Origin of the sequence: Streptosporangium sp. NPDC049078 (genome assembly GCF_040648855.1) — a bacterium.
In the GTDB taxonomy this organism is placed as follows: Bacteria; Actinomycetota; Actinomycetes; order Streptosporangiales; family Streptosporangiaceae; genus Streptosporangium.
Window position 1 is genome coordinate 352,273 of the sequence record NZ_JBEZEL010000007.1, and the last position, 20,764, is coordinate 373,036.

Consider the following 20,764-nt stretch of genomic DNA (forward strand, 5'->3'; position numbering starts at 1 on the left):
ATCTTTCCCTCGAAGACCACGGTTCTGTGGCCCCATATGCACTCCACCCCGCTGACCAGCACGGACACGGACCAGAGCTCTTCGTCCATCTGTATGTAGTGCAAGCCGAAACAGATCGGAGGAACACGGTGAGGGTGCGGATCGAGGTCGCCACGGCGGCTACCGAGCTCGCGTGGACCAAGGTGCTCGCGCCTGGACGGTCCCTGGTGTACGACCTGCTCGCCCGGGAGGCGCCGGAGGTCGGGAAGCGATTCCACGGTGAGGGGGCCGGGCCGTACGGGATGGTGCCGCTGGGACATGGGGCGCCGGTGTTCCCGCAGGCGACGCGGCGGCGGGGGGCGTACGCCGTGGGTGGGAAGGGGTGGGTGGAGCTGGGCAGCCCGCTCTTCGAGGTGGTAGCTGTGCTGGCCCAGGGGGTGAAGCGGCGTGAGCTGCTGGACTGGGGCGGGGCGGCGTTCCGGGTGCTGAACGTCGTGGCCGTGGAGCCTCCGGGGTTCGAGTCGGGGCGGGGCCGGTTCAGGACGAGTACGCCGGTGGTGATGAAGGGCACCGGCCGCGAGGAGTCGGGGCAGCGAACCACCCGGCAGGCGTGGCTGCTGCCGACCGACCCGGAGTTCCCGGTGTTCTTCCAGCGCAACCTGCGGCGCAAGGCCGAGACCCTGGGCCTGGATCCCGAGGTGTCGCTGACGGAGATCTCCTGGGTGGGGGCGAAGCGTTCCTTCACGGTGGGTCAGGGTGCGAAGCCGGGTGCTCCGATCGAGGTGGAGCTGGCCGGGCCGCCGGAGACGCTCCAGGCGATCTGGAGCTGGGGCCTGGGCCAGGCCAACGCGGCCGGCTTCGGCTGGATCGCCGCGTGAGCGAAACGGTCGGTGTCATAAGCGAGCCGCATCAGCGCGTAGAACCAGGCCGGCACGTGGACGGAAGCGACGACGAGCAGTCGCGACCGGTGCTCACCGCCCATCCGCTCCAGCGGATCGGCGCCTACGCCCTGGCGTTGCTCGGCGAGGCGTCGTCGCCGGAGAAGCTCACTCCCAAGATGTTCGGAGACGCGGTGGACAGGGTCACCGAGGACGCCGTCACCGCGGCCCTGGTCCGTGACACGAAGAGCGACCGGGGTTTCTGGCTCAAGTCGAGTCTGTCCTTCTTTCCGAACTCCAAGATGAACCACCTCAGCAACGCGAAGAAGGACAAGGGCACCATCGAAGGTGCCGTGCGGGCCTGGCGGACGCGGCCCGAGGAGAAGACCTGGCCGACGGCGGCGTGTGTGCTGTGCGGGCGTGGCGCGGTGGGGTTCTTCGGGAAGGTGGATGTGCCGCTGGCGGAAAGCGACCTCTACCGCAACAACACACCGCGCGGACATGCCGGAATGGCCCTGTGCTGGCCGTGCCTGTGCAGTTTCTACGCCCTGCCGTACGGCTGTCGTCTGACGGGTGGGCCGTCGACCGCTCTGCACAGTTGGGACGAGCGGTTCATGGCGCGGACGCTGTCGCGGCGGGTGGAGCGCAATCGGCAGTTCATCGCTCTGGGCAGGGCCGACCCCCAAGGGGTTCCCGCACGGGAGGTGCTGGCGCTGCAGGCTCTGCGGCACCACGAGGACCGGCTGACGGCTGGGGTGGATCTGCTGGTCTTCGGCAACAACAACCGGGGCCAGACGCTGGAGATCCAGTCGATGGAGCAGCCCGTCGCCGAGTGGCTGCGGCGCTCGTCGCGGCCTCCGCGTAGGCGTGGCTTTCCGGCTCTGCTGCGTGCGCATGCCACGGCCGACAGGCCGGGCGTCGTCGGGCTGGCCCGTAACGCCTTCCGGTCGCCGGAGCGGATCGCCGGAGCCTGCGGCCGGTATCTGGCCGCGCGGCTGGACCGGGGCGTGATCGGTGACGACACGGCCGACCTGGCCGAACTGTGCTTCTCCCTAGTGATCGAGGTGATGCGGATGAACCAGAACGAGGTAGACGAGGTCAAGGCGGCCGGGGCGCAGGTGGCGGCCTGGTTGAACGCCGAGAACTCCGCGGGGCAGCTCCGGCGGTTCAACGCGACGTTGAAGGAGCAGAAGCAGATGCGGCACTGGCTGATGCGCCGCAACATCGACGCCCTGCTCGACGCAGAAAGCGGGATCGACGGCCCGCTGATCACCGAGAACCAGTTCCGGCTGCTGTTCGACCCCGAGGTGGAGGACGCCTGGTTCCACCGGCAGTTGCTCCTCGTCTCGGTGGTCCAGCGGCTTCACGAGCTGAAGTTCAACCCCGGGGACCGGGCCGAGGTCGCCGCCGAGATGGCGACCGAGGAGAAGGACCACCCGGAGGACATCGAGTACATGAAGGACGAAGCATGAGCTACCTGGTAGGAAAGATCGTTCTGGATGTGGTGGCCGGGGCGCCGAACAACGGCCTGGGCGAGGACAACGTCGCCAGGGTGAAGCAGTTGCGCGTCGGGCGTGACACCCATCCGTACGTCTCGGCGCAGGCGTTCCGCCGCTGGGTGCGCGACTCGCTGCCCGCCTCCGAGCCGTCCTCGCCGGTGATCCGGTCGGGCAGCGGCCAGAAGCAGCAGGCCTACACCAACGGCCGTCCCGATCTCTACCTCGACGACGATCTGTTCGGCTACATGGTCGCGGTCAAGGGTGACAAGACCAAGACCTGCCAGCGGGATACGGTGCTGGCCACCGGGACCTTCGTCTCGGTGGTCCCGCGCCGGCCCGAGCGGGACTTCGGCACGATGAGCCGGGGCTTCGGTGCCGGGGAGAACCCGGTGCTGCACGGTCACGAGTTCTACAGCGCGGAGCTCGCCGGAGACGTACTGCTGGACCTGCCGAGGGTCGGTGTCTTCGAGACCGACGGGACCGGGGTGAAGGTCGCCCTCCCGGAACCGGCCGCGAAGGAGGCTCAGGACAACGGCGCGGAGCCGGTCGTCTTCAGGGGGTCCTCGGCGCTGCGGCTGGGAATCGCCGAGCGGCGCCGCCGGGCCTCGTTGCTGCTGCGGACGCTGACGGCGGTACGCGGGGGTGCCAAGCAGTCGATGCACTACGGGGACCGCACCCCGGCGCTGATCCTGCTCGCGCCGGTGAAGGGCGGCGTCAATCCCTTCACCCGGGTGCTCGGTGTCCGGGGCGAGCGGGCTCGGTTCGACGCGGGCGTGTTGCGCGCCGAGATCGAGGCGTGGGCCGACGAGCTGGACGGGCCTGTGCTGCTGGGCTGGGCTCCGGGGTTCCTCGGCGAGCAGCGTGACCAGGTGCGCGCCGAGCTCGCCGACCTGATCACCGCGGGAAGCCTCGTCGTCGACCATCCCCGGGTGCTGCTGGGCGGCCTGGCCGAGCAGATCGAACGCGGCGAGCGAGACGCCTGGTTCGAGGACCCCAAGGTATGACGGCCGACCTTTCAGCGGCGCCGCGGGAGGCTCTGGAAGTCACGGTGACCGCGCCGATCGCCTCCTTCCGCAATCCGCTGTACGCGGGAGTCCAGGTGGCGCTGCCCTGCCCTCCCCCTGCGACGGTGGGCGGCATGCTCGCGGCCGCGACCGGAGGCTGGGAGGCCGTCGACGAGCGAACCCGGTTCGCGATGGCGTTCCACGCCCGTGGCATGGGGAGTGACCTGGAGACCTATCACCCACTGGACGCCACCGGCAAGAAGGCCGATTCGACCCCTCGGGAGCGCGGGTTCCTCGCCGATGTGACGCTGACGGTGTGGCTCACCGAGGACGTCGAGTTGTGGGAGCGCAGGCTGCGCAGGCCGGTGTGGCCGTTGCGGCTGGGCAGGAGCCAGGATCTGGTCGGACTGGCGACCCGGCGTGTCGCGCTGCTACCCGGTCCCGGCCGCCAGGGCTCCGCCCTCCTGCCCGAGACGATCACCCCGCCACCGGTCGGAACCCTGCTGCGGCTGCCGACCTCGGTCTCGCTCGACCGCCACCGGACGCGCTGGGACGGCTACCACTTCGACACCTCCGGGCGAAGTGACCTCATGGTCACCTGCGACTGGGCGGACGAAGAGGGCCGGGCGGTGGCGCTTCTCCCCCCGGTCCATCCCGGCCGGCTCGCGACCATGGAGGCGTGATCGTGGCCCTGGAGAGAATGCTGGCCAAGAGCGCGCCGAAGGAGAGGCTCACCGCTCACCTCGCCGCCACGCTGGCGGGCGCCGTCGCGCTGCGTCGGCGGGTGGGTCGGGTCGCCCTGCTGGACGAGGTCACCGACGGGATGTTCTGGCCCACGGTCTGCCTGGCCGCGCTGTGTCATGACGCCGGGAAGATCCCGGACGGCTTCCAGGCGATGCTCAACGGCCTCATCAGATCGTGGGGTGAACGCCACGAGGTCGTCTCGCTGGGTTTCCTGCCCGGTCTGATCGACGACGAGCGTCTGCTGCTCTGGGTGGCCGCCGGTGTCGCCACCCACCACCGCTCGCTGGAGGGCGGGCGCGGTTCGCTCAGCCTGGCGTACGGCGGTGCCGGTGAAGAGGAGTGGCGGGAGCGATTCCAGCCGATCCCGGGGGACGTGGCCGCCGAACTCGCCGACTGGCTCGTCTCCACCGCGAGGTCGGCGGGGCTGCCCGTCATACCCTCGCCGCCGCAGGAGCCTGATGTCGCTGGGGAGGCCCTGCGGATGTTCGCCCGGCTGCTGGACGAGTGGGAGCTTCCCTCGGAACCGGACCGGGGACTTGCGGCGGTGCTGGTGCAGGGGTCCGTCACGCTGGCCGACCATGTCTCCTCAGCTCACGGAACGTTCCACACCCGTCAGCCTTTCGACGCCGCCTTCCGGCCGTTGCTGGAGAAGACGTTCGCCGAGAAGGGCCACACCTTGCGTCCCCACCAGGTGGAGGCGGCCGCGGTGGACGGCCATCTGTTGCTGCGGGCGCCGACCGGCTCGGGCAAGACCGAGGCCGGGCTGCTGTGGGCGGCGGCGCAGACCGTCGCGATCGCCGGGGAGACGGGCGGTGTGCCGAGGGTCTTCTTCACGCTGCCGTACCTTGCCTCGATCAACGCGATGACCGAGCGGCTGGGCGGCCTGCTGGGAGACGGCACGCTGGTGGGGGTGATGCACTCGCGAGCCGCCTCCTACCACCTCGCGACCGCCATCTGCCCGCAGGACGGTGAGGACGAGCAGGCGGAGGCCGCAAGGAAGGCCGTCTCCCGGGCAGCGGCGACCCGGCTTTTCCGGGAGACCGTACGGGTGGGCACGCCGTACCAGATCCTGCGGGGCGTGCTGGCCGGTCCTGCGCACTCGGGAACGTTGGTCGACGCCGCGAACTCGGTGTTCGTGCTGGACGAGTTGCACGCCTACGATCCTCGGCGGCTCGGCTACATCCTGGCGACGGCCCGGCTGTGGGAGCGGCTCGGCGGGCGGATCGCCGTACTGTCGGCCACGCTGCCGGACGCGTTGATCCACCTGTTCCGTCAGGCGCTGGAGCAGGATGCTCACCTGGTCCAGGCCGCGACCGAGGGTGCTCCGCTGCGTCACCGCCTCTCGCTGCGTGAGAGGCACCTGACCGACCCCGACTCCGTCGAGGAGATCAAAGACCGGCTCGCGGACGGCGCATCGGTGCTGGTGGTGGCGAACAACGTGGCCGACGCCCAGCACCTGTTCGCCGAACTGGCACCGGAGACGGACGAGGAGGCCGCGTTCCTGCTGCACTCGCGGTTTCGTCGGATGGACCGGAGCGTGCTGGAGAAGGGGATCGGTGACCGTTTCGGCGCCGGCCGTCCACGGCTGCCGGGGCTGGTGGTCGCCACCCAGGTCGTCGAGGTGAGCCTGGACGTGGACTTCGACTGCCTGTTCACCTCGGCGGCGCCGCTGGAGGCCCTGCTGCAGCGGTTCGGCCGGGTCAACCGGGTCGCGGCCCGGCCACCCGCCGACGTGGTCGTCCACCCGGCGACCTTCGCTCCCCGGCGCAGGGGCGGCGACCAGGAGTACGCCGACGGCGTCTATCCCCGTCTTCCGGTCGAGGCGGGCTGGAACATCCTGGCCCGCCACGACGGCGACGAGGTCGACGAGGGGCACGCACGCGCCTGGCTGGACGAGGTGTACGACACCGCGTGGGGACGGGAGTGGTCCGCCGAGGTGCTGGAAAACCAGACGAGGTTCACCGACGCGTTCCTCGGCTTCGCCCACCCCTTCGTCAGCCGGGACGAGCTGACCGAGCTGTTCGACGAGTTGTTCGACGGCACGGAGGCGGTTCTCGCCCAGGATCGCGACGCCTACGAGGCGGATCTTCGCCAGGTGACCGGTGACAGGGCGGCCGGACGCCTGCTGGCCGAGCGCTACCTGATCCCGATGCCGCACTGGGGCACTCCCCTCACCTCCTGGGAGAGGAAGCTGGGCCTGCGGATCGTCAACGCCGACTACGACGGACGGCTGGGCCTGGGCGAGATCCACGGCCGGGCCGCCCAGGTCTACCAGGCGGGTGAGGTGCTGTGATCGGCGCCGAGGACGTGGGCGGCGTCCACGTCAAATACCTCTACCACTGCCGGCGTCAGCTGTGGCTGTACGCACGCGGGATCCGCCCCGAGCACCTGAGCGCGACCGTCCAGCTGGGCGAGGCCGTCCACGAGACCTCCTACACCCGTAGCTCCCCCATCGATCTCGGTGCCGCGCAACTGGACCATCTCGACGGCGCGGCCTGGGTGCACGAGGTCAAGTCGTCCGCCAAGCCCAGCAGGGCCGACGAGGCCCAGGCGATGCACTACTGCTACCGACTGCACGCCATCGGAATCGCCGCCCAGGGCGGCATCCTGCACTATCCCAAAACCCGCCGCACCAAGCGGCTGCCGTACACCCCCCAGGCCGCCGAACAGGCCGAGGCCGACATCGCCGAAGTCCTGGAGGTGGTCTCCGCGACCACCTCCCCGCCCCTCCTCGCCCGGTCGGGCTGCCGGGGCTGCTCCTACACCGACTACTGCTGGAACGAGTAAATGCCGACTGCCGCCCGGACCTACTGGCTCACCACACCCTGCCGGATCCGCCGCAAGGACCAGTCACTGCGGATCGAGCGGGTCGACGGCTCCCCCGTGCACATCCCCATCACCGACGTCCGCGACATCGTGGCCTGCGAGTCTGTCGATCTCAACACCGCCGTGATCAGCCTGCTCAACCAGCACCGGGTCAACGTCCACTTTCTCAGCCACTACGGCGACTACGCCGGTTCGCTGCTGACCTCCGACACCAGCACCTCGGGCCAGACCGTCATCGCCCAGGCCCGGCTCGCCGACGACCCCGCGGCCTCCCTCGTCATCGCTCGCGCGATCGTGGCGAGCACCGCGGCGAACGTACGGCGGGTGATCGACCGCAAGCTGCTGGCCCGGCCGATGTCGGTGCTGGAATCCTCCATCGCGGAGGCGGCCACGCGCGAGGAGCTGATGGGCATCGAAGGCACCTTCCGCCGCTCGGCCTGGGCCGTCCTGGACACCCGGCTCCCCGAATGGCTCCGGCTGAACGGCCGCAGCCGCCGACCACCGCTCAACGCCGGGAACGCCTTCATCGGCTATGTCAACGGGATCACCTACTCACGACTGCTGTCGGCGGTGCGGCTCACCCCGCTGCACTCGGGGGTGGCGTTCCTGCACAGCAACATGGAACGCCAGCGTCACTCGCTGGTCCTGGATCTCGCCGAGGTGTTCAAACCGCTGTTCGCCGAACGGCTGCTGCTCCGGCTCGCCGGGCGAGGCCAGCTCAAACCAACCCACTTCGACGTCGGCAGCAACCAGGCGATGCTCAGCGACTCCGGCCGCAAACTCGTCGTGCAGACCGTACGCGATGAATTGTCGGTGACCGTCCAGCACCGCACCCTCGGCCGCAACGTCGCCTACGACGAGCTGCTCTACCTCGAAGCCCTCCAGCTCACCCGCACCTGCCTGGAGGGCACCCCGTACAAGCCGTTCAAGATCTGGTGGTGAGGTCGCGTGTACGTCGTGGTGGTCTACGACACCCTGGCCAAACGCAACGCCGCCATCCTGCGACTGTGCCGGCAGTATCTGCACCACGTGCAGCGAAGCGTCTTCGAAGGCGCGCTGAGCCCGGCACAACTACGCCGGTTCCGGCACGAGGTCGAGGGGGTGATCGACGCCGGATACGACAGCGTCCTCGTCTTCAGCTTCCCGCCCGGCACCACACCCCAACGCCAGGAATGGGGCATCGCCCAACCCGCCCCCAGCGACATCCTGTAATCTCCGTGCCATCGCGGTGATCACACCGTTTTGCAGCAGACCCCCCGGGTTTCCTGCACGACCGGAGGTTCACTGCAAAACAGCCCCGAATCCACTCGGCAAACAGGCTACTGACCTGGGACTTTACCTTGGGGGGTCCTCATCGCCCCTGAGAGGGGTCGCAACTCATACCTGTGAGCGGACGGTCCGGCTGCGCTGGGCGGGTCCTCATCGCCCCTGAGAGGGGTCGCAACGCGATGTCGGCGGCGAGCTTCTTGGCCTGCTCAACGGGTCCTCATCGCCCCTGAGAGGGGTCGCAACCTGAGCGTGCAGGCGACACCGGACACGGTGGCGCCCGGTCCTCATCGCCCCTGAGAGGGGTCGCAACATACAGGTATCCAACCAGTCGGGGTACCCGTAGTCGCGGTCCTCATCGCCCCTGAGAGGGGTCGCAACATACAGGTATCCAACCAGTCGGGGTACCCGTAGTCGCGGTCCTCATCGCCCCTGAGAGGGGTCGCAACTCCCAATAGATGACCGCCTGCTCGACGGCACCGTCGGTCCTCATCGCCCCTGAGAGGGGTCGCAACGGCATCACCGCCTGCAGCCACTTCTTCAGGTCGGAGGTCCTCATCGCCCCTGAGAGGGGTCGCAACTCTCTACGCGCTAAGGCGTCGTAGATGCGAGTCGGGGAGGTCCTCATCGCCCCTGAGAGGGGTCGCAACCGGTCGAGATACGACCGCAGGATCTCCGGCTTCTCGTCCTCATCGCCCCTGAGAGGGGTCACGACGTCCTGACTTCTCGCCCACCGGAAGTCGAGGCGGGTCGTGTGAGGGTGGCCTTCGGATCTCCGTAGCCCAAGGATTTCATTGTCTAGATTTGTGGCTCTTTGGGCTGCTTGGAGCTTATGTCGGGTATATCGGTAAGAGTTCGCTTTCACAGCGGATCGTATTTCGCGTGAAACCGGAAGGGGGCATGGGTCATGACGAGACCCGCAAGCCTGGAACATCACCCCGATCTCATCGAGATGCGGGAGAGGTACGAACGAGCGGGCTCCAGCTCGGTGGCCCAGGCCATCGAAGGACTGGGCCTTCTGGCGGGCCTGTATCTGGCGATCTCACCCTGGGTGGTCGGCTTCAACGGCCTGTCCAGGCTCTCGGTGAGCAACCTCGTCACCGGTATCGCGGTCGCCGCGCTGGCCCTGGCCTTCGCGTCCGCCTACGGCCGGACCTACGGGGTCAGCTGGGTCGCCCCGGTGATCGGAATCTGGACCATCATCGCTCCCTGGATCACCGGCTCGGCGACGAGGGGCAGCATCTGGAACAACGTCGTCACCGGCATCGTCATCCTCCTGCTCGGTCTGGGAGCGGTGGCGATGGGCACCAAGAAGATGGCCGGAATGTCACACAAGGGAAGCATGTCCCATCGAGGAGACAGCTCCCACAGGACGGACATGCCCGGTCGAACGGACATGCCCAATCGGCCGGACTACCCCAACAGGCCCGACTATCCCAACAGGCCATAGACAGATGGATGTGAGATCAGCGCGACGGCTGCTCAACCCGGCCAGGGACCGGGTTGAGAGCGTCGTCTCCAGCTAAGCCCGGCCCCGGCCGGGCTTCCGTCGTCTTCGGGGATCCGTCCTCCGCCACGGACCCCGCCAGGAAGACGGGAGCCCGGCCGGGAAGGCCGGAGGGGACGGTTCATTCGAACAGGGTGTGCCGCTCACCGCGTCGGCGCCTGCGGGCGATCCTGATCCCGACCACCACGATGTCCACCGCCGCGACGGCCGCCAGGACGGCGAGGGCCACGGTGAGCAGGGTGAATCCGCCCTGAGCCGCGAACACCGCCAGAACCGTGCAGACCACCAGGCCGAAGATCGCCAGAACGAGCCGCAGGTTCAGCGCGCTCTTCGGATGGTCGTGCGTACCTGGCTGCTCCTTCATGGGACCACCTCCAGGGCGATGTCGATCCCCCACCTGCTCATATCTATGCGGGGGTATCTTTCAGCCCCTACCCAGGACATCCCTCACCATCCACGACACCGGAGTTCACCGAGAGGGCGCGGGGCCGGCCCGGTAAGCGGTTCCCGGCGATCGCGAAAACCCCCGGAACGCGGAAAGACCTCCGCGGGTGGATTCCACCCGCGGAGGTCTTTCCGCGTACTCGCCGTCGAGCCGTCCCCGAGGGTCCTCCGGAACCCGAAGGTCCGGAACCCGAGGGACCGGCTAGTAGATCGGGCGTGAGGAGGAGCGCAGCCGCTCCAGGGCCTCGGCGAGGATCTGCGCGCCATCCTTGTCGCTGCGGCGTTCCTTCACATACGCGAGGTGCGTCTTGTAAGGCTCGTTACGCGGCGGGGCGGGCGGGTTCGCCTCGTCCTGACCGGCGGGGAGACCACACCGGGGGCAGTCCCAGAACTCGGGGACGGCCGCGTCGCTGGCGAAACTGGGGCGCGTCTCGTGCATGTTCGCGCACCAGAAAGGCACCCGCACACGGGGGGCCGCCTCGCCGCGCTCCGCCTCCCCCATCGGGCCGGCACCGACACGGCTGCCACGGATCGCGTTGCCACTACCCACGGATGAACTCCTTGCTCGATGGCCCCGCCGCTTGGGGATGCGGGGACTGAACCACTGTCACGCCTGTCGCGAAGCCAGGTCAGGGCCGCAGGAGCAGGCCCAGCGCGATGATGCAGACGAACCAGACGACACCGGTGATGACGGTGAGCCTGTCGAGGTTGCGCTCCACCACCGAGGAGCCTCCGAACGACGACGAGAAACCGCCACCGAACAGATCCGAGAGGCCACCGCCCTTGCCCTTGTGGAGCAGGACGAGCAGCATCATCAGCAAGCTCGACAGGATGAGGGCGATGGAGATTCCGATTGTCACCGTTGACCTGTTCCCTATGTGCGCGTGACCCGCGTCCGGGCACGACCCTTGTGTACGCCGAAGGCGTGACGATTCAAACCTGCTCTAAGAGGGTATGACGTGCTGTCAAGTCGCACCCACCGAATGGCTCAGTCAGTTCGACAATTCGCCGAAACGGCAAATCTTGACGAACTCCCCGGGATCGAGGCTCGCGCCACCGATCAGGGCACCGTCGACATCAGGCTGCGCCATGATGCCCGCGATGTTGTCAGACTTGACCGACCCACCGTAAAGGATACGGACACCGGCGGCCACTTCTGCGTCGTACAGCTCGGCGAGTCGCGCCCGGAGTGCCCCGCAGACCTCCTGCGCGTCGTCCGGGGTGGCCACCTCGCCGGTGCCGATCGCCCACACCGGCTCGTAGGCGAGCACGATGGAGGCGACCTGCTCGGCGTTCACCTTGCGGAGCGCGCCGTCGAGCTGCGCGACGCTGTGGGCCACCTGGTCGCCCGCCCTGCGCACCTCCAGGCCCTCCCCCACGCACAGGATGGGGGTGAGCGAGTGGCGGTAGGCCGCCTGCACCTTGGCGTTGACGACGTCGTCGTCCTCGCGGTGATACTGGCGGCGCTCCGAGTGACCGGCGAGCACGAAGGTGCAGCCGATCTTGGAGAGCATCGCCCCGGAGACCTCGCCGGTGTAGGCGCCGCCGTCGTGCTGTGACAGGTCCTGCGCGCCGTAGACGATCCGCAGCTTGTCGCCGTCCACCAGGGTCTGCACGCTGCGCAGGTCGGTGAACGGCGGCAGCACGGCCACCTCGACCCGGTCGAAGTCCTTGTCGTTCAGCGCGAAGGCGAGCTTCTGGGTGTGCGCGATGGCCTCGAGGTGGTTGAGGTTCATCTTCCAGTTGCCGGCCATGAGCGGCTTACGAGGTGTGCTCATCGTTCGCTCACCACTCCTTGTTCACTGGGCGGGCGTCGGTCGTCGACCGGCCGCTCCGCTCGTCGCGTGGGTTCACTTTCTACCGCTCCAGCGCCACGAGTCCGGGGAGGGTCTTGCCCTCCAGGTATTCGAGGCTGGCACCGCCACCGGTGGAGATGTGGGAGAACCCGTCCTCCGCCAGGCCGAGCCTGCGCACCGCCGCGGCCGAGTCTCCCCCGCCGACGACGGTGAAGGCCTCAGAGGCGATCAACGCCTCGGCGACCGCGCGAGTTCCCCCGGAGAAGGCCTCGAACTCGAAGACGCCCATCGGGCCGTTCCAGAACACCGTCCTGGCGTCGGCCAGCTTGCCCGCGAACAGCTCGCGGGTGCGCGGGCCGATGTCGAGCCCCTCGCGGTCGGCCGGGATCGCGGTGGCGTCGACCACCTCGTACTCGGCGTCCTCGGCGAACTCGACGGCCGCGAGCACGTCGACCGGCAGGACGATCTCGACCTCGCGCTTGGCGGCCTCGTCGAGGAAGCCCCGCACCTTGTCGAGCTGGTCCTCCTGGAGCAGCGACCTGCCGACCTCGTAGCCCTGGGCCGCCAGGAAGGTGTAGGCCATACCGCCGCCGATGAGGAGCCGGTCGACCTTGGTGAGCAGGTTGCCGATCACGCCGAGCTTGTCGGAGACCTTGGCGCCGCCGAGCACCACGGCGTACGGCCGCTCGGTCTCGTCGGTCAGCTTCCTGAGCACCTCGACCTCGGCCAGGACGAGCCGGCCCGCGGCGTGCGGCAGCAGACCGGGCACGTCGTAGACGCTGGCGTGCTTGCGGTGCACCGCGCCGAAGCCGTCGCCCACGTAGACGTCGGCGAAGGCGGCGAGCCTGGCGGCGAAGGCGGCCCGCTCCTCGTCGTCCTTGGACTCCTCGCCCGGCTCGAAGCGCAGATTCTCCAGCAGGGCCACCTGGCCGTCCTGGAGGGCCTCCACGACGGCCTGGGCGGACTCGCCGACCACGTCGGTCGCGAAGGCGACGTCGGCCCCCAGGAGCTCACCCAGCCGCTTGGCGACCGGGGCGAGGGAGTATTCCGGGTTCGGCTTGCCCTTGGGGCGTCCCAGGTGCGCGACGACGACCACGCGGGCCCCTCGGCCCGCGAGCTCCTTGATCGTCGGCACCGAGGCGCGGATGCGGCCGTCGTCGGTGATGACGTCCCCCTCCAGGGGGACGTTGAGGTCGGCGCGCACCAGGACGCGCCGACCGTCCACGTCGAACTCGGAGATGTCCTTCATCAGAGGTCGGCGCCGACCAGCTCGATGAGGTCGGCGAGGCGGTTGGAGTAACCCCACTCGTTGTCGTACCAGCCGACGACCTTGACCTGGTTGCCGATCACCTTGGTGAGGGGCGCGTCGAAGATGCAGGACGCCGGGTCGGTCACGATGTCGGCGGAGACGATCGGGTCCTCGTTGTAGCTGAGGTAGCCCTTGAGCTCGCCCTCGGCCGCGGCCTTGATCGCGGCGTTGACCTCCTCGACGGTGGTCTCACGGCCGACCTCGACGGTGAGGTCGGTGGCCGAGCCCGTGGGGATCGGCACGCGCAGCGCGTAGCCGTCGAGCTTGCCCTTGAGGTCGGGCAGCACCAGGCCGATGGCCTTGGCGGCACCGGTCGAGGTCGGCACGATGTTGATCGCGGCGGCGCGGGCGCGGCGCAGGTCGCTGTGCGGGGCGTCCTGCAGGTTCTGGTCCTGCGTGTAGGCGTGGATCGTGGTCATCAGACCCTTCTCGATACCGAAGGTGTCGTTGAGGACCTTGGCCATCGGCGCCAGGCAGTTGGTGGTGCAGGAGGCGTTGGAGATGACCGTGTGGTTCGCCGGGTCGTACTTGTCGTGGTTGACGCCCATCACGACGGTGACGTCCTCGTTCTTGGCCGGAGCCGAGATGATGACCTTCTTGGCGCCGTTCTCGGCGTGCACGCGGGCCTTGTTGGCGTCGGTGAAGAAGCCGGTCGACTCGACGACGACGTCCACGCCCAGGTCGCCCCAGGGCAGCTTGGCCGGGTCGCGCTCGGCGAACGCCTTGATGGTCTTGCCGTCGACGATGATCTCGTCGGCGGTGCTCTTGACCTCGTACGGCAGACGGCCGAGGATGCTGTCGTACTTCAGCAGGTGCGCGAGCGTGGCGTTGTCGGTCAGGTCGTTGACCGCCACGATCTCGATGTCCTTGCCGCTGGCAGCGACCGCGCGCCAGAAGTTGCGGCCGATGCGGCCAAATCCGTTGACGCCTACGCGGATGGTCACGGTGCCGATCTCCTCGTACGTCGATGCGCCGGTCTCTCGGATCCGGCGACTTGATGCGGGCTGAAACCTCAACCACGAACCTTATCGGACCCAAATTGGCCTAGACCACTTGAGGGGGTGCTCCGTTATTCGCTAACCCACGAACAGGTATCGCACCATTCAAGTAAAGTGCCCGACTCGTCACTACAAACACCCCAACCCCCAGGAGAATCTGCTGTGACAGATAACGACCCACACCTGGCGAACGGCCTCCTACCAGGCATTATTACCGGCCTGCTGGGCACCGCCGCCGGCGCCGGGGCCTACGGCGCGCTCATCGCCTTCAGCGGGTACGAGATCGGCTTCGCCGCCATCGGCGTCGGTCTCCTCGTCGGCCTCGCCATGATCGCGGTCAAGCCGACCAGCCCGGTGCTGCCGCCGCTCGCCGCCTTCTTCTCCCTCGCCGGCGCCGCGCTCGGCCAGATCGTCGGATCCACCGTCGCCTGGGCGCAGGTGTCCGGCGAGGACTACGGCCCCGCCCTCGCCCGGGTGCTCGACGCCTTCCCCGAGCTCCTGCGCCAGGACCCCATCTCGCTGCTGTTCTGGGTGGTCGCCGCCTACGCGGGCTTCAGCTTCGTGAACAGGCGCGTCAAGGCCGCCCGAGAGGCCCACGACGCCCTCGCCGCCTCGTCCGTCTCGCAGCCGGACGAGGCCGCCGACCACACGAACTACTTCGAGCCCAGGAAGCAGCCCTGAGCCAGCCCTGAGCCCCGCCGACCGGCCTTTCCGGTGGCGCGATCCCGACGACGGTCTACGGGGCCAGCATGTCGACGGTGAGATTGGCCTCGGTGTTGGGAACGCCGATGTCCTGGGCCCGCTTGTCGGCCATGGCCAGCAGGCGGCGGATGCGACCGGCGATGGCGTCCTTGGTCAGGGGCGGGTCGGCGAGCTGACCCAGCTCCTCCAGGGACGCCTGCTTGTGCTCCACCCTCAGGCGACCGGCGATCACCAGATGCTCGGGGGCCTCCTCCCCGAGGATCTCCAGGGCACGCTGAACCCTCGCCCCCGCCGCGACCGCGGCACGGGCCGAACGGCGCAGGTTGGCGTCGTCGAAGTTGGCGAGCCGGTTCGCCGTCGCACGGACCTCGCGGCGCATCCGCCGCTCCTCCCAGGCGAGCACGCTGTCGTGGGCGCCCAGCCGGGTCAGCAGCGCGCCGATGGCGTCGCCGTCGCGGACCACCACCCGGTCGACGCCGCGCACCTCCCTCGCCTTGGCGTGGATCTTCAACCTCCGCGCGGACCCGACCAGCGCGAGCGCCGCCTCGGGCCCCGGGCAGGTGACCTCGAGCGACATCGAACGCCCCGGCTCGGTCAGCGAGCCGTGCGCCAGGAACGCCCCCCGCCAGGCCGCCTCCGCGTCACAGGTCGCCCCCGCGACGACCTGGCGGGGCAGGCCCCTGACCGGGCGCCCGTGGTTGTCGATCAGACCGGTCTGGCGGGCGAGCGCCTCCCCGTCGCGGTAGACCCGCACGAGGTAGCGCGAGCCCTTGCGCAGCCCGGCCGGGGCCAGGACGAGCACCTCGGCCTTGTGCCCGAAGACCTCGCCGATGTCCTTGATCAGCCGCCGAGCGGTGACGTTGGTGTCAAGCTCGGCCTCGATCACGATCCGGCCGCTCACCAGGTGCAACCCGCTCGCGAAACGCAACAGCGTCGACACCTCGGCCTTACGGCAGCAAGGCTTCAGGATCGGCAGCCTGCTCAGCTCGTCCTTGACCACACCTGTCATCGCCATGCGTGTTCGTCCTCCCCCATACAGACCCCTTGCGACCCGAGATAAATCGGGCTCACAGAAGTTTCTCGCACTCCTGAGCACCGCTGACCAGGATCAACGCTTCTCACGGAAAATCTCGTCCAGGACGGAGGCAAGACGTTGTGCATCGTGTCGCGGGGAGCCGTCCTCGTCCGCCACGGAGGCGAGGACCAGCCTCCCCCCGAGGTCGGCCGCGGCCTTGTCCAGCTCATCACGGTCGTCGATCACCCCGGTGTCGGCGACGACGACGTCGATCTCCAGGGAGGGCGCGTGCTGGCGCAGCACCTCCAGGTGCTTCTGGGGGGAGAATCCGTCGGTCTCCCCCGCCTGCGGGGCGAGGTTCAGCGCGACCAGGCGACGGGCGCGGGTGGCGTGCAGCGCCTCGGCCAGCTCGGGCACCTTCAGGTGGGGCAGCACGCTGGTGAACCAGGAACCGGGACCGAACACCACCCAGTCGGCGTCCAGGACCGCGCGGACGGCCTCGGGGCACGCCGGCGGGTCCTCCGGGAGCAGCGAGATGGCCCGGACCCTGCCGGGCGTGAGCGCGCAGGCCACCTGACCGCGCACCGTGCTCACCTCGCCGTCCAGCTCGACCTCGGCGGCGATGTCGAGCGGCACCGAGGCCATCGGCAGCACCCGCCCGTGCGCGCCGAGCAGCCGCCCGAGCCAGTCGAGGCCCGACACCGTGTCGCCGAGCCGCTCCCACAGCGCCACGATCAGCAGGTTGCCGATCGCGTGGCCGTGCAGGTCGCCCTCGCTGCGAAAGCGGTGCTGGACGACCTCGCTCCAGGTGCGCCCCCACTCGTCGTCACCGCACAGGGCCGCCAGGGCCATCCTCAAATCCCCCGGGGGGAGCACACCGAGCTCGCGGCGAAGACGGCCGCTGGAGCCCCCGTCGTCGGCGACGGTCACCACCGCCGTCAGCCGGGAGGTGACCCTCCGCAGCGCCGACAACGAGGCGTACAGCCCGTGTCCCCCGCCCAGCGCGACGACCTTGAGACCTTCATTCACTCCCGGCCCACATCCCGATGGCTCACCTGCACCTCCATGCCACCCCTGTCGCGCAGCCGCCCGCCGATCTGCTCGGCCATGGCGACGCTGCGGTGCTTGCCGCCGGTGCAGCCAACGGCGAGCGTGGCGTAGCTCTTGCCCTCGCGGGTGTAGCCGGAGGCGATGATGGTGAACACTTCCTCGTAGGCGTCGAGGAGCTCCTTCGCACCCGCTTGGTTGAGAACGTACTCCCGTACGGGGGCGTCCAGTCCGTTCATCGGGCGGAGTTCGGGGACCCAGTGGGGATTGGGCAGGAACCGGCAGTCGACGACCAGGTCGGCGTCGACGGGCAGGCCGTACTTGTAGCCGAAGGAGACGACGTTGACCCGCAGCCCTGGGCGGTCCTCGCCGCCGAAGAAGGCGACGATCTTCCCGCGGAGCTCGTGGACGTTGAGGTTGGAGGTGTCGATCACCAGGTCGGCGTTCGCCCGCACCTCGCGCAGTATGCCGCGTTCGCGGGCGATCCCGTCGACCAGGCGGCCGTCCCCCTGCAGCGGGTGCGGGCGGCGGACGTTCTCGAACCTGCGGACCAGCTCCTCGTCACTCGCCTCCAGGAACACCACGCGCACGGCGACGCCGCGCCCCTCCAGCTCCTCGATCGCGCTGTTGAGGTCGCTGGTGAAGGCGAGGCTGCGCACGTCGACCACCGCGGCCACCTTGTCGGCGGCCAGCTTGACCCGCCCCGCCTCCTCGGCCATGGCGAACAGCAACCCGGGCGGCAGGTTGTCGATGACGAACCACCCCAGGTCCTCCAGGGCCTTGGCGGCGGTGCTCCGCCCCGCCCCCGACATTCCGGTGACGAGGACGAACGCGGACTCTCTTTCGCTCATGGGTTCTGCCCCTTCAAGGCCGACACGATCGTCTCGGCCGTCGAGGGGCCGATCCCGGGAACCTCGCAGATCTGTGCCGCGGTCGCCTCCCGCAGCCGCTTCACCGATCCGAAATGCTTGATCAGCGCCTGCCTGCGGGCCGGGCCGAGACCGGGAACCTCGTCCAGAGCGCTTTCCTTGACACTCTTCGACCGTTTGGATCGATGGTAGGTGATGGCGAAGCGGTGGGCCTCGTCGCGTACTCGCTGGAGCAGGTAAAGGGCCTCGCTGGAGCGGGCGAGGATCACCGGCAGGTCCTCGCCGGGCAGCCAGACCTCCTCCAGCCGCTTGGCCAGCCCGCACACCGCCACGTCGTCCACGCCCAGCTCGTCGAGCGCCCTGCGGGCCGCCGCGGCCTGGGCGGGACCTCCGTCGACGACGACGAGGTTGGGCGGGTAGGCGAACTTGCGCGGCTTGCCGGTCTCGGGGTCGATGCCCGGTGTCCGCGGCCCCTCGCCCGGCCCCCCGTCCGCGCCTTCGGACGCCTCCTCGGCGGGGCCAGCGACCGGCCCGCCGGCGGGCTCCGCCCCGGTGTCCGCATCGAGCTCCCCGGTGGCCGAGCGCTCCTCCAGGTAGCGCTTGAACCGGCGGGAGATCACCTCGTGGATGGAGGCGACATCGCCCTCGGTGGAGCGTACGGAGAACCTGCGGTATTCGCTCTTGCGTGCCAGGCCGTCCTCGAAGACCACCATGGAGGCCACCACGTCGGTGCCCTGAATGTGGGAGACGTCGTAGCACTCGATGCGGAGCGGCACCTGGTCCAGGTCGAGGGCGTCGGCGACCTCCTGCAGCGCCCTGCTGCGCGCGGTCAGATCGCTGGCCCGCCTCAGCTTGTGCTGCTTCAGGGACTCGACGGCGTTGCGCTCGACGGTCTCCATCAGCGATCTCTTGTCGCCGCGCTGGGGGACCCTGATCTCCACCCGCGCCCCGCGGTGCTCGCCGAGCAGCTCGGTGACCGCTGCGGCGTCGGGGGGCAGGACCGGGACCAGCACCTCCCTGGGCAACGCCTCGGCGGCCGCCTCGCCGTACATCTGCAGCAGGAACTGCTCGACCAGCTCGCCCGGCGCGGCCTCCTCGACCTTGTCGACCACCCAGCCGCGCTGACCCCTGATCCGCCCGCCGCGGACGTAGAACACCTGGACGGCGGCCTCCAGCGGATCCTCCGCGAGGGCGACCACGTCGCAGTCGGTGTTGTCTCCGAGGACCACGGCCTGCTTCTCCATCGCCTGCCGCAGCGCCTGGATGTCGTCGCGCAGCCTGGCGGCCCGCTCGTACTCCTGCTCGACGGCGGCCTCGCGCATCTCGCGCTCCAGCCGCTTGATGAACCGGCCGGTGTTGCCCGCCATGAACTCGCAGAAGTCGTCGGCCAGCGCCCTGTGCTCCTCGGCCGTGACCCGGCTCACGCAGGGGGCCGAGCACTTGTCGATGTATCCGAGCAGGCAGGGGCGGCCGATCTGCGCCGCCCGTTTGAAGACCCCGCCCGAGCAGCTCCTGATCGGGAAGACCCGCAGCAGCAGGTCGACGGTCTCCCTGATCGCCCAGGCGTGGGAGTAGGGGCCGAAGTAGCGGGTGCCCTTGCGCTTGGCGCCGCGCAGCACCTGGACCCGGGGGAACTCCTCCCCCATGGTGACCGCGAGGTAGGGGTAGGACTTGTCGTCGCGGTATTTGACGTTGAACCGCGGGTCGTACTCCTTGATCCAGGAGTATTCGAGCTGGAGCGCCTCGACCTCGGTGCCGACGACCGTCCAGTCGACGTCCACGGCGGTGGTGAGCATGGTCTGGGTGCGCGGATGCAGGCCCGCGAAGTCGGCGAAGTAGGAGTTGAGCCGCTGGCGCAGGCTTTTGGCCTTGCCGACATAGATGACCCGGCCTTCCGCGTCCTTGAACCGGTAGACGCCGGGGGACTCGGGGATGGACCCCGGCTTCGGCCGGAAACTCACCTGACCACCCACAGATCTCGCCACACGGAAAGCCTATCGGCCCGGACCGACAGGTTTCCTTAGAGCTTTCCGCGCGACCCCGCTGCCCGAACTCCCTCGCGCCTCCGCCGAACCTCCCGCACAGTCCCTGCCCGAACTCCCGCACGCCTCCGCCCCCGCGGAGTCCCTGCCCGGGCCTCCTCTCGACCGGCGCCTTCCGCCCGCGGCCGGTTCACCGCCCGCGTCGCCGCCTCGGGGTCGACCGCCTCACAACCTCCCACCGAGCGGATCGACGGAACGGGCCGTGGCCAGGTCCCCGCCCGGGACCGGGCCACGGCCTCATGCGACGCCCGTCGCCTCCTGCAGGTGCTTCTGGCCGTACGAGAACCGCCGTGCGAGACGCCCGCCACCACCGGGACGTTCCCCGGTGGCGGGCTCGCGGCGGTCAGGAATCAGGCGAGGACGATGGAGTCGCCGTCCACCTTGATCGCCTTCTCCTCCAGCGGGTCGGTGGCCGGGCCGTTCGCCACGGAACCATCGGTGATCTTGAACTTGCTGCCGTGGCAGGGGCAGTCGATGGTGTCGCCCTCGATCTTGTCCACGTCGCACCCCTGGTGGGTGCAGACGGAGCTGAACGCCTTGAACTCGCCCGCGGCCGGCTGGGTGATCACGATCTTCTGGTCCTTGAAGATCTTGCCGCCTCCCTCGGGGATGTCCGCGGTCTTGGCCAGGGCGTTCGCGGAGCCGCCCGGGTCGGCGCCCGCGCTCGTCTCGGCCGCCTCCGGCGCCTGCGACGCGGAGGTCGCGGAGGTGTCCCCGCCGCTCTCCGCCGGCTCCCCGTAGCCTCCGCACGCGGTCAGCACCGCGGCCATCCCGGCCCCGCCGGCGCTGAATATCACCGTACGACGTGTCGTCTCAGTCATCTATATCCTCCAGAATCA

Annotated in this window: 21 protein-coding genes and 1 CRISPR repeat array; of the genes, 10 read left to right on the forward strand and 11 right to left on the reverse strand. The window is 69.3% G+C overall.

Annotated features, from left to right (window positions below):
* Positions 1-128: 128 nt before the first annotated feature.
* The 9 genes from AB0B90_RS14470 to AB0B90_RS14510 all read left to right on the forward strand — a co-directional run bounded on the left by AB0B90_RS14470 (position 129) and on the right by AB0B90_RS14510 (position 9,646).
* Positions 129-857 (forward strand): CRISPR-associated endoribonuclease Cas6, encoded by a 729-nt coding sequence (locus AB0B90_RS14470; protein WP_362922799.1) that lies wholly within the window; start codon positions 129-131, stop codon positions 855-857.
* A 56-nt stretch (positions 858-913) separates the two neighbouring features.
* Complete coding sequence (locus AB0B90_RS14475) at positions 914-2,329, forward strand: hypothetical protein (protein WP_362922801.1); 1,416 nt, start codon at positions 914-916, stop codon at positions 2,327-2,329.
* Entirely contained in the window at positions 2,326-3,360 is a 1,035-nt protein-coding gene (gene cas7i, locus AB0B90_RS14480) for a type I-B CRISPR-associated protein Cas7/Cst2/DevR (RefSeq protein WP_362922803.1), read from the forward strand. The genes AB0B90_RS14475 and cas7i overlap by 4 nt, the downstream gene beginning before the upstream one ends.
* Positions 3,357-4,043: a CRISPR-associated protein Cas5 gene (gene cas5, locus AB0B90_RS14485; RefSeq protein WP_362922805.1), complete on the forward strand. Its 687-nt coding sequence runs from the start codon at positions 3,357-3,359 to the stop codon at positions 4,041-4,043. Before cas7i ends, cas5 begins: the two co-directional genes overlap by 4 nt.
* A 2-nt stretch (positions 4,044-4,045) precedes the next feature.
* On the forward strand, positions 4,046-6,397 hold the full coding sequence (gene cas3 / locus AB0B90_RS14490) for a CRISPR-associated helicase Cas3' (protein ID WP_362922807.1): 2,352 nt from the start codon (positions 4,046-4,048) through the stop codon (positions 6,395-6,397).
* A complete protein-coding gene (locus tag AB0B90_RS14495) occupies positions 6,394-6,891 on the forward strand; it encodes a CRISPR-associated protein Cas4 (RefSeq protein ID WP_362922809.1) in 498 nt (165 codons plus the stop codon). The genes cas3 and AB0B90_RS14495 overlap by 4 nt, the downstream gene beginning before the upstream one ends.
* On the forward strand, positions 6,892-7,872 hold the full coding sequence (cas1, locus tag AB0B90_RS14500) for a CRISPR-associated endonuclease Cas1 (RefSeq protein ID WP_362922811.1): 981 nt from the start codon (positions 6,892-6,894) through the stop codon (positions 7,870-7,872).
* A 6-nt stretch (positions 7,873-7,878) separates the two neighbouring features.
* Positions 7,879-8,142: a CRISPR-associated endonuclease Cas2 gene (cas2, locus tag AB0B90_RS14505; RefSeq protein WP_362897371.1), complete on the forward strand. Its 264-nt coding sequence runs from the start codon at positions 7,879-7,881 to the stop codon at positions 8,140-8,142.
* Between the two features lie 134 nt (positions 8,143-8,276).
* Positions 8,277-8,911: direct repeats of the CRISPR family, unit length 31 nt; unit sequence GGTCCTCATCGCCCCTGAGAGGGGTCGCAAC.
* Between the two features lie 192 nt (positions 8,912-9,103).
* Positions 9,104-9,646 (forward strand): SPW repeat protein, encoded by a 543-nt coding sequence (locus AB0B90_RS14510; protein WP_350947780.1) that lies wholly within the window; start codon positions 9,104-9,106, stop codon positions 9,644-9,646.
* A gap of 178 nt (positions 9,647-9,824) precedes the next feature.
* Here the strand turns inward: AB0B90_RS14510 and AB0B90_RS14515 are convergent, their stop codons facing one another.
* The 6 genes from AB0B90_RS14515 to gap all read right to left on the reverse strand — a co-directional run bounded on the left by AB0B90_RS14515 (position 9,825) and on the right by gap (position 14,196).
* On the reverse strand, positions 9,825-10,067 hold the full coding sequence (locus AB0B90_RS14515) for a DUF6343 family protein (RefSeq protein ID WP_350947781.1): 243 nt from the start codon (positions 10,065-10,067) through the stop codon (positions 9,825-9,827).
* Between the two features lie 282 nt (positions 10,068-10,349).
* A complete protein-coding gene (locus AB0B90_RS14520; RefSeq protein ID WP_012892502.1) occupies positions 10,350-10,697 on the reverse strand; it encodes an RNA polymerase-binding protein RbpA in 348 nt (115 codons plus the stop codon).
* A 79-nt stretch (positions 10,698-10,776) separates the two neighbouring features.
* Positions 10,777-11,007, reverse strand: a complete 231-nt coding sequence (gene secG, locus AB0B90_RS14525; RefSeq protein WP_030905020.1) for a preprotein translocase subunit SecG — start codon at positions 11,005-11,007, stop codon at positions 10,777-10,779.
* Positions 11,008-11,139: 132 nt separating this feature from the next.
* Positions 11,140-11,925, reverse strand: coding sequence for a triose-phosphate isomerase (tpiA, locus tag AB0B90_RS14530; RefSeq protein WP_362922813.1), 786 nt, complete (start codon positions 11,923-11,925; stop codon positions 11,140-11,142).
* A gap of 79 nt (positions 11,926-12,004) precedes the next feature.
* Positions 12,005-13,192 carry a phosphoglycerate kinase gene (locus AB0B90_RS14535; protein ID WP_362922815.1) on the reverse strand — a complete coding sequence of 396 codons (1,188 nt, stop codon included), beginning with the start codon at positions 13,190-13,192 and terminating at the stop codon, positions 12,005-12,007.
* A complete protein-coding gene (gap, locus tag AB0B90_RS14540; protein ID WP_350947784.1) occupies positions 13,192-14,196 on the reverse strand; it encodes a type I glyceraldehyde-3-phosphate dehydrogenase in 1,005 nt (334 codons plus the stop codon). Before gap ends, AB0B90_RS14535 begins: the two co-directional genes overlap by 1 nt.
* A 216-nt stretch (positions 14,197-14,412) precedes the next feature.
* Here gap and AB0B90_RS14545 point away from each other — a divergent pair, with 216 nt between their 5' ends.
* Complete coding sequence (locus AB0B90_RS14545; protein ID WP_350947785.1) at positions 14,413-14,931, forward strand: hypothetical protein; 519 nt, start codon at positions 14,413-14,415, stop codon at positions 14,929-14,931.
* A 55-nt stretch (positions 14,932-14,986) separates the two neighbouring features.
* Here AB0B90_RS14545 and whiA read toward each other — a convergent pair whose 3' ends face one another.
* The 5 genes from whiA to AB0B90_RS14570 all read right to left on the reverse strand — a co-directional run bounded on the left by whiA (position 14,987) and on the right by AB0B90_RS14570 (position 20,746).
* Positions 14,987-15,967 (reverse strand): DNA-binding protein WhiA, encoded by a 981-nt coding sequence (gene whiA / locus AB0B90_RS14550; protein ID WP_350947786.1) that lies wholly within the window; start codon positions 15,965-15,967, stop codon positions 14,987-14,989.
* A gap of 93 nt (positions 15,968-16,060) precedes the next feature.
* Positions 16,061-16,996, reverse strand: coding sequence for a uridine diphosphate-N-acetylglucosamine-binding protein YvcK (gene yvcK / locus AB0B90_RS14555; protein ID WP_350947787.1), 936 nt, complete (start codon positions 16,994-16,996; stop codon positions 16,061-16,063).
* Positions 16,993-17,865, reverse strand: a complete 873-nt coding sequence (gene rapZ, locus AB0B90_RS14560) for an RNase adapter RapZ (RefSeq protein ID WP_350947788.1) — start codon at positions 17,863-17,865, stop codon at positions 16,993-16,995. Before rapZ ends, yvcK begins: the two co-directional genes overlap by 4 nt.
* Positions 17,862-19,856: an excinuclease ABC subunit UvrC gene (uvrC, locus tag AB0B90_RS14565; RefSeq protein ID WP_350947821.1), complete on the reverse strand. Its 1,995-nt coding sequence runs from the start codon at positions 19,854-19,856 to the stop codon at positions 17,862-17,864. The genes rapZ and uvrC overlap by 4 nt, the downstream gene beginning before the upstream one ends.
* Before the next feature lie 419 nt (positions 19,857-20,275).
* Positions 20,276-20,746, reverse strand: coding sequence for a Rieske (2Fe-2S) protein (locus AB0B90_RS14570; protein WP_350947789.1), 471 nt, complete (start codon positions 20,744-20,746; stop codon positions 20,276-20,278).
* Positions 20,747-20,764: the final 18 nt, after the last annotated feature.